At 40.5% G+C, this 14092-nt stretch carries 16 protein-coding genes and 1 pseudogene; 5 read left to right on the top strand and 12 right to left on the bottom strand.

Annotation, left to right across the window (positions count from 1 at the left end):
- Positions 1-53: 53 nt before the first annotated feature.
- Positions 54-1382 (bottom strand): Na+/H+ antiporter family protein, encoded by a 1329-nt coding sequence (locus AAZR19_RS15280; RefSeq protein ID WP_326149123.1) that lies wholly within the window; start codon positions 1380-1382, stop codon positions 54-56.
- 140 nt (positions 1383-1522) lie between these two features.
- Complete coding sequence (locus tag AAZR19_RS15275) at positions 1523-3013, bottom strand: leucyl aminopeptidase (RefSeq protein WP_434703656.1); 1491 nt, start codon at positions 3011-3013, stop codon at positions 1523-1525.
- Positions 3014-3336: 323 nt separating this feature from the next.
- Here AAZR19_RS15275 and AAZR19_RS15270 point away from each other — a divergent pair, with 323 nt between their 5' ends.
- Positions 3337-3813 carry a divergent PAP2 family protein gene (locus AAZR19_RS15270; protein WP_024423347.1) on the top strand — a complete coding sequence of 159 codons (477 nt, stop codon included), beginning with the start codon at positions 3337-3339 and terminating at the stop codon, positions 3811-3813.
- Positions 3814-3853: 40 nt separating this feature from the next.
- On the opposite strand, the gene AAZR19_RS15265 is transcribed toward AAZR19_RS15270, so the two are convergent.
- The 4 genes from AAZR19_RS15265 to AAZR19_RS15250 form a co-directional block, all read right to left on the bottom strand.
- On the bottom strand, positions 3854-4498 hold the full coding sequence (locus AAZR19_RS15265) for a 3D domain-containing protein (protein ID WP_076839931.1): 645 nt from the start codon (positions 4496-4498) through the stop codon (positions 3854-3856).
- Positions 4499-4597: 99 nt separating this feature from the next.
- Positions 4598-4918 carry a YuiB family protein gene (locus tag AAZR19_RS15260; RefSeq protein ID WP_024423349.1) on the bottom strand — a complete coding sequence of 107 codons (321 nt, stop codon included), beginning with the start codon at positions 4916-4918 and terminating at the stop codon, positions 4598-4600.
- A gap of 81 nt (positions 4919-4999) precedes the next feature.
- Positions 5000-5125 (bottom strand): YuiA family protein, encoded by a 126-nt coding sequence (locus AAZR19_RS15255; RefSeq protein WP_157840088.1) that lies wholly within the window; start codon positions 5123-5125, stop codon positions 5000-5002.
- 135 nt (positions 5126-5260) lie between these two features.
- On the bottom strand, positions 5261-6478 hold the full coding sequence (locus tag AAZR19_RS15250; RefSeq protein WP_024423350.1) for an NAD(P)/FAD-dependent oxidoreductase: 1218 nt from the start codon (positions 6476-6478) through the stop codon (positions 5261-5263).
- Positions 6479-6869: 391 nt separating this feature from the next.
- On the opposite strand from AAZR19_RS15250, the gene yumC reads away from it, so the two are divergent.
- Complete coding sequence (gene yumC / locus AAZR19_RS15245) at positions 6870-7868, top strand: ferredoxin--NADP reductase 2 (protein WP_034282604.1); 999 nt, start codon at positions 6870-6872, stop codon at positions 7866-7868.
- A 46-nt stretch (positions 7869-7914) separates the two neighbouring features.
- Here the strand turns inward: yumC and AAZR19_RS15240 are convergent, their stop codons facing one another.
- The gene (locus AAZR19_RS15240) at positions 7915-8121 is read right to left on the bottom strand and encodes a hypothetical protein (protein WP_024425965.1); all 207 of its coding nucleotides are present in this window, start codon (positions 8119-8121) and stop codon (positions 7915-7917) included.
- Between the two features lie 237 nt (positions 8122-8358).
- Here AAZR19_RS15240 and AAZR19_RS15235 point away from each other — a divergent pair, with 237 nt between their 5' ends.
- A complete protein-coding gene (locus AAZR19_RS15235) occupies positions 8359-9126 on the top strand; it encodes a MerR family transcriptional regulator (protein ID WP_434703653.1) in 768 nt (255 codons plus the stop codon).
- Positions 9116-10006, top strand: a pseudogene (locus tag AAZR19_RS15230) (DUF2268 domain-containing protein). Before AAZR19_RS15235 ends, AAZR19_RS15230 begins: the two are co-directional and overlap by 11 nt.
- 151 nt (positions 10007-10157) lie before the next feature.
- Here the strand turns inward: AAZR19_RS15230 and AAZR19_RS15225 are convergent.
- From AAZR19_RS15225 to AAZR19_RS15215, 3 genes are all read right to left on the bottom strand, one after another.
- Positions 10158-10520 (bottom strand): HesB/IscA family protein, encoded by a 363-nt coding sequence (locus AAZR19_RS15225; protein WP_024423354.1) that lies wholly within the window; start codon positions 10518-10520, stop codon positions 10158-10160.
- A 73-nt stretch (positions 10521-10593) separates the two neighbouring features.
- On the bottom strand, positions 10594-11448 hold the full coding sequence (gene dapF, locus AAZR19_RS15220; RefSeq protein WP_434703651.1) for a diaminopimelate epimerase: 855 nt from the start codon (positions 11446-11448) through the stop codon (positions 10594-10596).
- A gap of 270 nt (positions 11449-11718) precedes the next feature.
- Complete coding sequence (locus AAZR19_RS15215) at positions 11719-11955, bottom strand: YuzB family protein (RefSeq protein WP_008346813.1); 237 nt, start codon at positions 11953-11955, stop codon at positions 11719-11721.
- 255 nt (positions 11956-12210) lie between these two features.
- Here AAZR19_RS15215 and AAZR19_RS15210 point away from each other — a divergent pair, with 255 nt between their 5' ends.
- On the top strand, positions 12211-13278 hold the full coding sequence (locus tag AAZR19_RS15210; protein WP_395894055.1) for an NAD(P)/FAD-dependent oxidoreductase: 1068 nt from the start codon (positions 12211-12213) through the stop codon (positions 13276-13278).
- A 50-nt stretch (positions 13279-13328) separates the two neighbouring features.
- Here the strand turns inward: AAZR19_RS15210 and AAZR19_RS15205 are convergent, their stop codons facing one another.
- Positions 13329-13559 (bottom strand): hypothetical protein, encoded by a 231-nt coding sequence (locus AAZR19_RS15205; protein ID WP_065215216.1) that lies wholly within the window; start codon positions 13557-13559, stop codon positions 13329-13331.
- 100 nt (positions 13560-13659) lie between these two features.
- Positions 13660-13989 (bottom strand): YuzD family protein, encoded by a 330-nt coding sequence (locus tag AAZR19_RS15200; RefSeq protein ID WP_034282615.1) that lies wholly within the window; start codon positions 13987-13989, stop codon positions 13660-13662.
- Positions 13990-14092 lie beyond the last annotated feature (103 nt).

Genomic DNA, 14092 nt, shown 5'->3' with positions numbered 1-14092 from the left:
AACAAAAAAGCTTATAGAAAAAACATCATCGTTTTCTCTACAAGCTTTTCATCTTACAGAATAATGGCCGCCAGCCAGCCGAACAGAACAAGCGGAATATTATAATAGATAAAAGTCGGGACACAAGTTCCCCAAATGTGGTGATGCTGTCCATCCATATTCAATCCAGATGTTGGTCCAAGCGTACTGTCACTTGCAGGTGAACCTGCATCTCCAACAGCCGCAGCAGAGCCAATAATGGCAATGGTAGCCATTGGACTAAAACCTAAGTGTAAGCAAAGTGGAACAAAGATGGTTGTAATAATCGGAATCGTTGCAAATGATGATCCGATCCCCATTGTCACAACCAGGCCAACGAGCAGCATTAAAATCGCTGCAAGGCTGTGGCTATTGCCAATATATTGGGAAGATGCTTTGACAAGAGCTTCAATGTCTCCTGTTTTTGTTAAAACATTGGCAAATCCAGCGGCAACAAGCATGACAAAACCGATAAATGCCATCATATTCATTCCAGATGTAATCAGTTCATCTGCTTCATCGCGTTTCATCATTCCAGTCACAAACAAGACAAGCAGTCCTGAGAGTGCACCGAAGATCATTCCTTCCACACCAAGGCTTTGCGATAAATAAAGCTGGACAATCAAGGAAACGAGAATAGCAAGACCGGCAAAGAATAAGCTTTTTTTCGTATAAGCCGATTTTTCTACATCTGTAATTTCACGATCCTCATATACTTTCGGCTTTCGATACACAAAAATGGAAACGATCAATCCAAGAACCATACCCGCAACAGGAATCAGCATCGCATACGGAATATCTGCAAGGTCTACGGTCAGACCCGCTTCCTTCATATTGTCACGAAGCATTCCGTGGAAAATCTGTCCAAAACCGACTGGAAGTAATATATATGGTGCAGTGAGTCCGAAGGTCATGACACACGCTAGCAGTCTGCGGTCAATTTGAAGCTCGTTAAACACCTTTAATAACGGCGGAATTAAGACTGGGATAAAGGCAATATGAACAGGAACGACGTTCTGTGAAAAACAAGACACGATCAAAATGACAAGAACGATGAGCACTTTTGATAGTGTTTTCCGTCTTGAATCGCCTTCTTTTCCTAAAAGCTTCACTGCTCCTTCAACCATGGCATCTGGAAGACCTGTTTTCGTCAATGCCGCAGCAAATGCCCCTAATAACGCATAACTAATCGCCACTGTTGCATTTCCTCCGAGTCCGTTCGTAAAGGCGTCCACTGTTCCTCCTAAGCCTAATCCACCTGCAAGTCCGCCAGCTAAAGCACCTATTGCCAGCGCAATCACGACATTGACCCGCAGCAAGCTTAATATCAACATTAAAACAACCGCTAAAACAACTGCATTCATGGTGAAACCCCCGAAATCCTTTAGTTTACTAATGTAGTAGATAATTAAAGTACCAACGTATGTTACCATAGAAAAAAAACTTCGTCAAATGGCGTATGTCCTACATAAAAAAGCTCTGCCACTTGGCAGAGCCTTCTCCTTTATTTTGTTCCTTCAAATCGTTCCACAAATGTTGCGAGTGATCTCACCATTACTCCTGTTGCCCCTGTTGGTCCAAAGCATGAAGGTTTTTCTGTTGTTGCAGTTCCTGCAATATCTAAATGAACCCAAGGCGTATCCTCTGCGAATTCTCCAATGAAAGCACCTGCCATAATCGCATGACCATCACGGCCTGGTGAGTTATTGAGATCCGCCATTTTGCTGTTTCGTACTCGTTTCTTATCTTTTTCCGTGATGGGCAGCTGCCAGATCATTTCACCGCATTCTTCTGATGCTTCTTTAAACTGAGCGTACAGCTCATCGTTATTGGTCATTGCGCCTGTTGTCTCATTTCCAAGCGCCACAATGACACCGCCTGTTAATGTGGCCACATCTACAAGGACAGAGGCACCGTGCTGCTTCGCATATGTCACCCCATCTGCTAAAACAAGACGGCCTTCTGCATCCGTATTGAGCACTTCGATTGTTTTACCGCTTAGTGACACGATGACATCATCCGGCTTCATAGCGTCTGCTGAAATCATATTATCGGTTGAGGCAATGACCGCAATGACATTTTGCTCTGGACGAAGTTCTCCGATGATTTCCATTGCGCCTAGAACAGAGGCTGAGCCGCCCATATCTGTTTTCATGCCAACCATACTTGCTCTTGGCTTTAAAGAATAGCCGCCGGTATCATACGTGATGCCTTTACCGACAAGGCCGATGACGTCTGTCCATTCTTCCTTGCCTTGATATTTCAGCACGATGAGTTTTGGAGGTTCTGTTGAGCCTCTATTGACGGCTAAAATACCGCCCATTCCGAGCTCTTCCATTTGTTCTTTATCTAAGATTTCAATCTCAAATTCATATTTATATGCAAGCTCTGCCGCATACGAAGCCAGATCAGAGGATGTGAGCATGTTCGGCGGCATATTCACAAGGGTACGAGCCGAATTGACTGACTGTCCGTACACTTCGCCGACTTTCAAACTCGCCTGAATTTCAGCTTGATCATGCTCTGTCATTGCATAAACAAACTCGATAAAACGATCCGGTTCATTTGTTTTATGTTTAAAATCCTGTAATTCATATGTAGCTAAAAGGCAGCTTTCAGAAAGGGCATGGGCCGCATCTTGAGCAGGCAGATCCTTTCCAATAAACGTATCCAGCAAGACAGAAACCGCTTGCTTTTTATCTTGATGAAGCTTTTTGAATAAATGGGCAAACACTTCTTTTGCCTCTTCAAACGTGTAATCTGATTCCTTCCCAAGCCCGACAAAATAAATGCGTTTGATGCCTGTTTCAGGGGATGGGAAAAACTTCGTAAGCTGATTTCGTTTGGAAGAAATGTCGCCTTCTTTTAATAATTCAGTGATTCTTCCTTCAAGTAATTCATCCATTTCTTTTGCTTTTCCTAATAATTGGCTCTTTTGAAAAAGTCCGATCGCCAGTGTATCTTTATGCTGCAATTCATTTGTCGAGAAAAACATATTTATCACACGCTCCTTAATGAACTCCATTTTTCACATTGGAACTTCTATTATATCAAAATTTGCGTGCCTATACGATCATTGCCAGACTGTCTTTACTTGATGAACATTTATATTTTCATACGCGGAAGGGCATCATGAAAAAGCAGCGAAACCTGAGCAGCCTGTCCGTGTTCTCCTCATTCCACATCTACTTTCTTTAATGTTATAATGAACATGGACTTGGCAGCTTTTTTTACTGCTATCATTTTTTCATCATACTAGGATTTTTAGTCCACCATTTCGCACGATATTTTTTCTTAAAGAGAGGATGTTTCTTGTTCATGAGCGTACTGACGAATTTTCCGCTGCTTGCCAGCCTTGCAGCCATCTTTTTTGCTCAATTTGTAAAAGTACCGATTCAATTTATCATTTCTAGACGACTAGATTGGTCGCTCATTACAAGCACAGGCGGAATGCCAAGTTCACACTCCGCAGCAGTAACAGCACTCTCAACAGCAGTGGCTTTAGAGCACGGGCTAGATACATCTATCTTTGCCATTTCCGCCATCTTTGCCATTATTACGATGTTTGATGCGACAGGCGTTCGCAGACAGGCAGGAGAACAGGCGACTGTTCTCAACAAGCTCGTAACAGATTTTAACCGATTTGTTTCCGAAGCAAAGAATTTCCCAAATGCGGAAGAAAAAGAAAAGCAAAAGAAATTAAAAGAGCTTCTTGGTCATAAGCCGATTGAAGTCTTCTTCGGCGGCTTAACAGGGATCTTGCTGACACTCATCTTAGATTATTACTTCATGTAGAAGCGAAAAAGCTTTGGACCTTAAACGGCCCAAAGCTTTTTTATTCTTTATTGGCTTGAAACTGCTGACGGAATACTTGCATCGATTCTGCTTCATTAAGCTGATTTAAGTCTTTTTCCGTTAACGTCCCTTCACCCTTTTTGATGATATACACATCGAGCACTTTTTTACCCCATTCTCTATACACATCATCAACGGTTTCATAGTATAAATCAAGCTTATGACCTTTAATGGCTTTGCCGGTATCTGCAACCACACCGTAGCCATAGTTTGGGATAAACAGCACCGTTCCAATTGGAAAAACAGATGGATCGGCTGCCACTGTTGAGTATAAATCACGTTTCACTTTGACGCCTGAATATGTAATGCCATATGCATGATGTTCCTTCGTTTTGCCTGTTGATTCCACACCTGCTGTATAGCCGGTTGCAACAACTTTCTGTTTCGGGTAATCGTTCCAATTAAACGCTTCTTCGAGAGAAACAGCCCGCGAATCTTCACTTTTGAGTGCCATCGTTTCCCTTTTTTGCTGCTGAAAAAAAGAAGATACTTGCTTGCCCGCATCGGTCTCTTTCACCCATACAGCTAAATCACTTGGTTCGACTCCAGATATGCCCATAAAGCTTGTCAAAAGTGCAAGCATGAATAGGGCGGTCATGAACAATCGTTTCATCCATGTTTTCATCTCTATTTGTCACTCCTCTACCCATCTATTTGTTTCCAAACAAAATGGAAACTATGCAAAGGAGAAACAAAAAAACCCACTTGCGTGTCCACAAGTGAGTTAAAACATTTGATACCCTCTTTTTCGTAGTGCATTAATGACAAAACCTGATGTGATTGCACCGATCAGGCCGCTTAATAAGATGATGATATCTGCCGCAGCGAGTGAGACAATCCGGTCTCCTATTCCTGAAAAAGCGGTGCCAGGCTCTCTTACATAAGCGATCATCTTTTGATTGTTGATAATGAAAAGGCATACAATTGGATATAAAATAGCCATAATCCATGACATTCTCAGCAGCATATTGAGCAAAAAACCAATGCCGAAGAATAACACGAAAAATAAAATAACTGAAATGATAACGACTGGTAAACTGATCACTTCATCTCCACCCCCAAATATCCCATCATTAGTTTAACTTGGAAATAGAGATGAAGTCAATCAATGGAAAAAGCAGATCGATTAACGCTTCTTTCCTGTCCCTTTACATTCCTCACACGTTTCAGATCCGCCGAGCAATAACTGAAAATACCCTTTTCCTGAACAATATTGACAGGTTGATGTTTTTTCCTTTGTTTGTGCATTCATATTGCTCACTCCTTAATCTAAATTTTCTGATAATTCATCATAACATATTTTGCCGTCAATGACCAAGTGAGAAAATATACCACAACTTATAAAAAAACGTGTATCACGAGGATACACGTTTTTGTCTATGATGGTTTAGAAGAACTTGAATTTTCCTTTTTTCAGAACAAGTCCTGGTCCGCCAACCATGAATAAAGAACGGTTGTCGATGATTTTCTTCATTGCAGAAGCTTTTGTTCCTTGAAGTTTTTTACCAAACGCAACACCTACAGCGTCGTGTTCACCAAGAGAAGCAACTGTTCCTTTGATGTCTGGCTTAAAGCTTTCAAGAGAACCGCCTTTTACTAGTGCTGCAAGGTTTTTCGCTACTGTCTCACCTTGCTGCATAGCGATTTGTGCAGTTGGTGGGTATGGACGGTTGATTTCTTCATTGATAATCAATGAACAGTCACCAATGATGAAGACATCATCATTTTCTGGTACACGAAGATCTGGAGAAACTTTTACGCGGCCGCGCATGTTTTCAAAACCAGCTTCTTCAACGATTGGGTTACCGCGTACACCTGCTGCCCAAACAACAGTTGCAGCTTTGATTTCTTCTGTATCATCGTCTTTTCCAACAATGATCCCCTCAGGCGTACATTCTTTGATCGCTGTACCAATTTTGAACTCAACACCTTTACCTTGAAGGTAGTTCATCGCATAGTCGATCAATTCTGGATCGAATCCAGGAAGAGCTGTTGGCGCAGCTTCTACACAGATGATACGCACGTCTTTTTGATCAATGTCATACTCTTTGCAAAGCTCAGGCACACGGTTTCCAAGCTCACCAAGGAACTCAATACCTGTGAATCCTGCGCCGCCGACAACGATTGTCAAACGCTCTGGACGTTTTTCAGCATCCGTATTATACGTTGCAAATTGAAGCTCAATGTGCTCACGAAGCTGACGAGCAGAGTTAATGTTAGAGATTGAGAATGCGTATTCTTTCAGTCCTGCAATACCAAATGTTTCAGGAACAGCACCAAGTGCAACAACAAGGTAGTCATAAGAAAGTTCGCCATCTGATGTCACAACTTTCTTTGCTTCCTTATCAATGCTTTCAACTGTTGCTTGTACAAAGTTGACACGGGAACTGTTAATCACATCTTTGATTTGATAACGACAGCGGTCATGATGAAGTGTACCTGCACTTGCTTCATGAAGCCATGTTGTTTCGTAATGATAATTATGCTTGTTCACAAGAGTAATGTCCGCATCATTTGTGCCAAGCTGTTTTGTTAATCTTGTTACAGTCATTAATCCGCCATAACCTGCACCTAATACAACGATTTTCGGTTTATTCACTGGAATCACATCCACCTTTTTTAAATTTGCTGTAAAACGGATAAAGAATTACATATCGTTATTCTCAACCGCTTTGCGGCATTTTATGAAATTTAAACAAAAAAATAAGTATGTGAAAATCTGAACTTTCACCTACATAAAACGAAAGCATTTGACCGTATCCGACAAAAATTCATAAAAAATTAATATTTAGTTCCCTTAACAATAATAGCGAGTTCTGCTCCAATTTTCAAGGCTTTAAACTGAAAATCCTTATGATAAACGGTCTTTCTCACTTTTTCCTCCTTTTCAAAGCTTCAGCATCAAAAAACGACAAGTTTTTCAAAACAAGTCAAACGACGATATGTGGTATGATATGATATAGTGATAACAATTTTCATTTGGGAGGATTAAAGGAATGCAAGAAGATTCTAAGGTATATGACATTACCGTTATCGGGGGCGGCCCAGTTGGATTGTTTACTGCGTTTTACGGAGGCATGAGACAGGCAAGTGTGAAAATCATTGAAAGCCTTCCTCAGCTCGGCGGTCAACTATCCGCTCTTTACCCTGAAAAATATATTTATGATGTGGCTGGATTTCCAAAAATCCGCGCACAAGAATTAGTTGATAACTTAAAGGAACAAATGGATAAATTTGATCAAACCATTTGCTTAGAGCAGGCAGTTGAAACGGTTGAAAAGCAAGCAGATGGGATCTTTAAACTTGTGACAAATCAAGAGATTCATTATTCTAAAACAATTATCATCACAGCTGGTAACGGTGCATTCCAACCGAGAAAGCTTGAGCTAGATGCAGCAGAATCATTTGAAGGAAGCAACCTGCATTACTTCATTAATGACTTGAACCAATTTGCCGGCAGACGTGTGGCCGTTCTTGGCGGCGGAGACTCTGCGGTGGACTGGGCACTTATGCTTGAACCAATCGCAAAAGAAGTATCCATTATTCACCGCCGCGATAAATTCCGCGCGCATGAGCACAGTGTAGAAAACCTGCACAACTCGAAAGTCAATGTACTGACACCATTTGTACCAACTGAGCTCATTGGTGAAGACCGCATTGAACAAATCGTGCTCGAAGAAGTCAAAGGCGACAAAAAACAAGTGCTTGATGTGGACGACGTGATCGTCAACTTCGGTTTTGTTTCCTCCCTTGGACCAATCAAACAATGGGGCCTTGAAATCGAAAAGAACTCCATCGTGGTGAAATCTACAATGGAAACAAACATTGAAGGCTTCTATGCGGCAGGAGACATCTGTACGTATGAAGGAAAAGTCAAATTGATTGCAAGCGGATTTGGTGAAGCACCAACTGCTGTCAACAATGCGAAAGCTTACATGGACCCGAAAGCCCGTGTACAGCCTCTCCATTCCACAAGCTTATTTGAAAACAAATAAGAGCGGATCAAAAAAGGAGTTCCCACTCGCGGAACTCCTTTTTCGTTTATTTAAAAATCCCAATATAGGCATTTGCCATTCCAAGTACCATTGCAGCAAGCAGCACCACAACAATTCCTGCCACAACCAAAATCACCCGATCCTTCACACGTTCCTTTTTCGGAAGCGGCTTCTCAATCCCGCAAGATGGACACGTTTTGGAACGATACGGAATCAGTTCATGACAGTTCCTGCAATTGATTTGTTCACTCAAACCTCAGCAACCTCTTTTCTCACTACAGTTTATGTTTGGTTCTCATGATACTCTTTTCGAGTGGAAATAGCCAGTTGTTCGGGCCAGCTGTAACAAAATTGAGCGATTTGCGAAAAAACATAGCTCCTTGAATTCACTGCTTCAAACAAGATCAACAATGATATAAATTTTTAAAAAGATGATTGACCCTAACGCAACGTCATATTTTATAGTGGATATCAAGAGAGGTGAATTGAAATGAAAGTAAAAGAAGTAGCTGAATTATTTGGTATTAGCATTCGTACACTTCATCATTACGACAAGATTGGTTTATTGACCCCAAGTGAAGTCACAGAAAATCGTTATCGACTTTATTCAGAAGAAAACCTTGAAACATTGCAGCAAATACTATTTTTCAGGGAACTTGGATTTCCATTGAAGGAAATTCACAAAATGATGCACAATCCTTCATTTAACAAGAAAGAAGCATTTATGCTACAAAGAAAAATGTTAATAGAGAAACGAAATAATCTCGATAAAATGATCAGAAATATTGATAAAACGCTACAGCATTTAACGGGAGAAACTCAATACACCTATAAAGAAAGGTTTGAGAATATGAATATGAAATTTAGTCAATATGAAGAAGAAGCTCGTCACCGTTGGGGACATCAAGCTGTTGATGAAGTCAGCTCAAAACTAAATCATTTGTCTAAAGATGAACAAATTGAATTATCCGATAGCTGGGATAGTATATTTAACAAGCTAGCCTCTCTTCGCAGCCATTCTCCTAAATCCAAAGAGGTGCAAATCGTCATCAAACAATGGTACGACTTTTTAAACGAAAACTTCAGTTATTACTCTCTTGATGCTTTTTACGGTTTAGGCCAACTCTATATTCAAGATGAACGTTTCACAAAGAATATAGATCGTTATGGTGAGGGCTTGGCATCATTTATGAGCGAAGCGATGAAAGTCTTTACTACTCTTCATAAAAGAGGGGACAGCTTTGAAAATGATGATTGAGAATACAATCGATTAATACGAAACGTTATTCTCAACCAAACACAATCAAGAGCATTTTTTCCGACACACCATGATGAAACCTTTTGAAAAGATGTGGAAGATGATAAACGTTCCGCTAAAAGCTAAACAGCAAAATGGCTATGATGTAATAATGGCAACCAAGATGCTTGGCTATCTTGATGTAACAGATACACAAACTGGACAACAGGCATTAAAAAAACTACAAGAAATTCAGGCTCTTCAAACAGCAGATATGACCTTAAACCATTGTATGGATTTCATCAAAAAGCACAACCTTCAAATAAATGCTGATGAGTTGAGATTTGGTCTATATATAGCTGATCCGAAAAAGCTTGAACTGCAAAAAGGATATTGTGGCTTTGGAGGAATTCCTGGATTTATTCAAGTATCACTATATCCAAATTCATATAATATCCCAAGAATTCCTGCTCTCATTGCACATGAATTCCATCATAATATCCGTTTTTCACATTTTGAATGGGATTACGGAAACGTCACGGTTGGAGATTATTTAATTATAGAGGGTTTAGCTGAATCATTTGCATAAGAACTTTATGGTGAACATGTTTTAGGGCCTTGGGTCACTTCTTTTAATAAAGAGGAATTAGACTATTCTAAAGAAGTGATGAAAGAGGCTTTACATATGAAGGGGTTTGGTGACGTCAGCAGTTATATGTTTGGTGATATCATTGCCCAAGAACAAGGCTTTCATCCTGTAGGATTATCACCCTTTGCTGGTTATGCAGTAGGTTATCAAGCTGTACAATCTTTCATGAGAATTAATAAGGTAGGGATTGAAGAAGCGACCTTACTTGGAACAGAGGAAATACTAAGAAACTGCGAGCTTTTTTCTAATTAAATATCTTTATAAAGAGGACGTGCTGAGTGATTGAAGTCATGTCCTTTTTTTAAATCTTTAAAAACAACACAAAAAACCTCCTCAAGAATATGATTAATTTGAGGAGGTCTTCATTATACAAATGGTTTTACAGAATGAATCGTTTTAACCCTTAACACTCTTCTGGCGTACCGGTATTCGTCGCTGTTCTGAAAGAAGAACCGCACCCGCATGACGCGATGGCGTTTGGATTGTCAATCGTGAAACCGCCGCCCATTAGTGATTGTTTGAAATCAATGATGGTTCCGTTCATGATATCAAGGCTTTCAGAATCGACAAGGACATTGATGCCGTGCTGTTCGAACTGCGTGTCTTTCTCTGAGACTTCATGGTCAAAGCCCATGCCGTACGAAAGACCGCTGCAGCCGCCGCCTTTTACGCCCACTCGAAGGAACGCATTTTCTTCTTCATGCTCTTTCATCATATCTTTAATCTGCAGTGCAGCAGCTTCTGTAATGGTTACTGGTGTACTCATGATCATCCCTCCTTTTGACTGGATGTTTCTTTTCAATTATAAACGTGATGATGCCTTTTCTCAAATAAATGGTTTAGAGATAAAATGTGCCGTCACAAATCGTTTCAGCAGGTCCTGTCATGAGCACATGGTCATTGTCTTTCCAACGAATGATGAGGTCTCCGCCTGCTAAATGAACTGTCATGTCTGTTTCTTTTTTTGCCTGACCATTCACAATTGTGGATACAGCCGCAGCACAGGCCCCAGTTCCGCAAGCCTGGGTAATCCCTGAACCTCTTTCCCACACGCGAAAATGCAGTTCTGTTTCACTGACAACTTCAACAAATTCTACATTGACGCCTTCAGGGAACATGTCGTGCTTTTCGATGATCGGACCAAGTGTATGAAGCGGCGCTTTTTCTATGTCCTCTAAATAAAAAACGATGTGCGGGTTTCCCATCGAAACGGCCGTTCCATTTAATTTCGCAGTGCCAAAATCAAGCGGCTCATTAATCGTTGTGCTAGCCGGTTCACCAAGCATCGGCATTGCTTCTTTTTCAAAACGTGGTTTTCCCATATCTACTGTGACTAGCTGAACGTGACCATCCTGAGCGTGAACGGTCGCTTCAACGAGTCCTGACAATGTCTCAATCTGGAACGTTGAGTCCGTCACAATTTGATGCTCATACACATACTTTGCAACGCAGCGCAGCCCATTACCACAGTTTTTGCCCTCAGATCCATCATTGTTGAAAATGCGCATCTTCACAGGTGCAACATCTGATGGGCAAATCAGGATCATCCCGTCAGAACCGATTCCTGTATAAACAGAAGAAACGCGGATCGCTATCTCTGATAGCTGTTCTTCTGGAAGCTGTTCCTTCATCTGATTGACGTAAATATAATTATTTCCTAATCCGTGCATTTTCGTGAATTGAAATGATGTCATGAGCTTCCTCCAAAAATGTTGTTTCTTTATAGTATAAAAGGAGTCGATTCAGGAGACAATCTTATCATCCCCCGTTTTTCATACATAGAAGCTCTTTGCTGCCATGGCAAAGGGCTTTTATTATGCATATGCCTCTTTTTCTCTCGTGTGATGCTTCATATTGATGATATTTTATTAGCATAACATATTGGATGCGCTTTCTATTGATTCTCCTTAAAAATGGAAGCTGGAAATGTGAAAAAAATGCACCTCATGACCCATGTGGTGCATTTAAAACATGTCGTTTTCCTCTATAAATGCATAAATACGCTCGACTAGCTGCTCTGCATTTTCTCCTGAAACAAATTCTCCATTCACAAGCGCAAATGGGGAGTCCATACATTTGCCGCAATAGCTTAAACAGCCGTATTCCATTACGTCTAGGTTTGGGTCTTTTTCAAGCTTCTCTTTTGCTTCTTGAGACCCTTGTGCAAGATTACTTACACAAAATTCGATCAGTGGAAACACTGTGCTTCACCTCACATTGCCTTACCATCCTACCGAAATTCCTTGTATTAGTCAAAATATGAGCTTCGCCTATATCGTTACGCCTATTCCTCATAAAATGTTTTACTATTTAGGACTAACTGATGAATATGTAGGTTATTTTGAAACAATTATTGTGGTTTCACAGTAAATTCGATATAATTTTATTTGGTATTTTAACTTAAAGTTTTTTAGTATAAGTGTTTTTCAATGTCTACGGGGAAAAGGAGAATCGTCATGAAAAATTTAGTCTTGATCGGCGGAGGTTACGGGAATATGCGGGTTCTCCACCGCTTATTGCCAAATCAATTACCTGATAATGTCACTATCACATTAATTGATCGAAATCCTTACCACTGTTTAAAAACAGAATATTATGCACTTGCTGCTGGAACGATCTCTGATCATCACATTCGAGTATCTTTTCCAGAGCATCCGAAGCTGGATATTCAATACGGGGAAGTAGAAAAAATTGATATTGAAAACAAACAGATCTTATTCAGCGACCGTGAACCGATTCCGTATGATGATACGGTGATTGGACTCGGCTGCGAGGACAAGTATCATAATGTCCCTGGTGCGAAAGAACATACATACAGCATTCAAACCATTGATCAGTCAAGACATGCGTATAACAAATTAAACAATTTGAGCGCAGGTGCAACGGTTTGCATCGTCGGTGCTGGACTTAGCGGGGTAGAGCTGGCCAGTGAATTAAGAGAAAGCCGTGCTGATTTAAACATTATTCTTTTTGACCGCGGAGAGCTGATTCTATCAAGCTTCCCAAAAAGATTAAGTTTGTATGTGCAAAAGTGGTTTGAAGAAAATGACGTAAAGATCATTAACTGTGCCAATATTACAAAGGTTGAAGAAGGTCTTGTTTATAACCATGATAACGCGATTGAAGCTGATGTCATCGTCTGGACAGCAGGAATACAGCCAAGCAAAGTGGTACGAGAGATGGATGTTGAAAAAGACGCACAAGGCCGCGTCGTATTAACTCCTCATCACAATCTCCCTGGGGATGAGCATGTATATGTTGTAGGTGACTGCGCAAGTCTGCCTCATGCCCCAAGTGCACAGCTTGCTGAGGCGCAGGCAGAACAAATTGTCCAATCTCTGCAAAAACGCTGGAAAAATGAGCCGCTTCCTGAGGCTTATCCACAGTTTAAGCTAAAAGGTGTTTTAGGTTCTTTAGGGAAAAAAGCCGGCTTTGGCTTAGTGGCTGATCGTCCACTTGTTGGCCGGGTGCCAAGACTCCTGAAATCTGGACTCCTTTGGATGTACAAGCATCACAATGGCTAAAATCATGTGAATTTTTTCTCAAAGCTCCTTCGTGACGAGGGAGCTTTTTTCTATGAAACGGCATGTGCCGATGAGTTGGTCCATTTGATCGGAGCAAGAGCAAGAATGCAGTCTTTACGAAAGGTTCTCATCGTTTTCTTCGATAAACAATACGCTTGGATAAGCTGATCCGTTTGACGGTGTACAATGATTTTTCTCTTCGTGCACTCTCCGTTTTTCTTCATATAAATCATCTCAATCGGTATTTGCTGATGAAGAGATTGTTTTAGTAAATAATTCATGATGCTCACACTCCTTTCATTTCATTATAAACGAACAAACGTTCTTTTTCAACCCAAAAAAGAACGTTTGTTCGTTTATATTTCTCAAAAAAAGAACAGCTTATTCACTGCTCTCCTTGTACCCGTATTTCTCCATTTCTTGATAAATGTCTTTTAATTTTGGATTGCCCTCTCCAACGATTTGATCCTCTACTAAAACAAGCGGATAAAAGAATTCATCATCAAGAATTCGTTCAGACAATTCCTTTTGTTGTTCATTTTCTGGCGGGTGCTCAATATCAATATATGTGATGCGAAATGGCTGATTCGGATATTTTCGTTTTAATGCTGCATCTAACCATTCAAACGTATCTTTTGAAGAAGGCAGATTCACGCAGCTAGCGCACAAGACATCTCTTCCATATACATAAAGATCGACGGTTTTGTTCATTTGATAAGCCCCCTATTCTTTCTTCATTTTAGCTGAATTTTCTGGATGAAAAAAGTCAAAATCACTTTTTGTTTCAAGATGAGATTGTGCTATAATGAGAAGG

Source organism: Bacillus sp. Je.9.29.b, from assembly GCF_051129925.1.
Classification (GTDB): Bacteria; Bacillota; Bacilli; order Bacillales; family Bacillaceae; genus Bacillus; species Bacillus safensis.
Note: the sequence above shows the minus strand (reverse complement) of the source record. Positions and strands in the feature narration are given on the sequence as shown.

Bases quoted from the DNA above. Each gene is read 5' to 3' on its own strand.
- AAZR19_RS15280 (WP_326149123.1), bottom strand. From the start codon at position 1,382: ATGAATGCAGTTGTTTTAGCGGTTGTTTTAATGTTGATATTAAGCTTG.
- AAZR19_RS15275 (WP_434703656.1), bottom strand. From the start codon at position 3,013: ATGTTTTTCTCGACAAATGAATTGCAGCATAAAGATACACTGGCGATC.
- AAZR19_RS15270 (WP_024423347.1), top strand. From the start codon at position 3,337: ATGAGCGTACTGACGAATTTTCCGCTGCTTGCCAGCCTTGCAGCCATC.
- AAZR19_RS15265 (WP_076839931.1), bottom strand. From the start codon at position 4,498: ATGAAAACATGGATGAAACGATTGTTCATGACCGCCCTATTCATGCTT.
- AAZR19_RS15255 (WP_157840088.1), bottom strand. From the start codon at position 5,125: ATGAATGCACAAACAAAGGAAAAAACATCAACCTGTCAATATTGTTCA.
- yumC (WP_034282604.1), top strand. From the start codon at position 6,870: ATGCAAGAAGATTCTAAGGTATATGACATTACCGTTATCGGGGGCGGC.
- AAZR19_RS15235 (WP_434703653.1), top strand. From the start codon at position 8,359: ATGAAAGTAAAAGAAGTAGCTGAATTATTTGGTATTAGCATTCGTACA.
- AAZR19_RS15225 (WP_024423354.1), bottom strand. From the start codon at position 10,520: ATGAGTACACCAGTAACCATTACAGAAGCTGCTGCACTGCAGATTAAA.
- dapF (WP_434703651.1), bottom strand. From the start codon at position 11,448: ATGACATCATTTCAATTCACGAAAATGCACGGATTAGGAAATAATTAT.
- AAZR19_RS15210 (WP_395894055.1), top strand. From the start codon at position 12,211: ATGAAAAATTTAGTCTTGATCGGCGGAGGTTACGGGAATATGCGGGTT.
- AAZR19_RS15205 (WP_065215216.1), bottom strand. From the start codon at position 13,559: ATGAATTATTTACTAAAACAATCTCTTCATCAGCAAATACCGATTGAG.
- AAZR19_RS15200 (WP_034282615.1), bottom strand. From the start codon at position 13,989: ATGAACAAAACCGTCGATCTTTATGTATATGGAAGAGATGTCTTGTGC.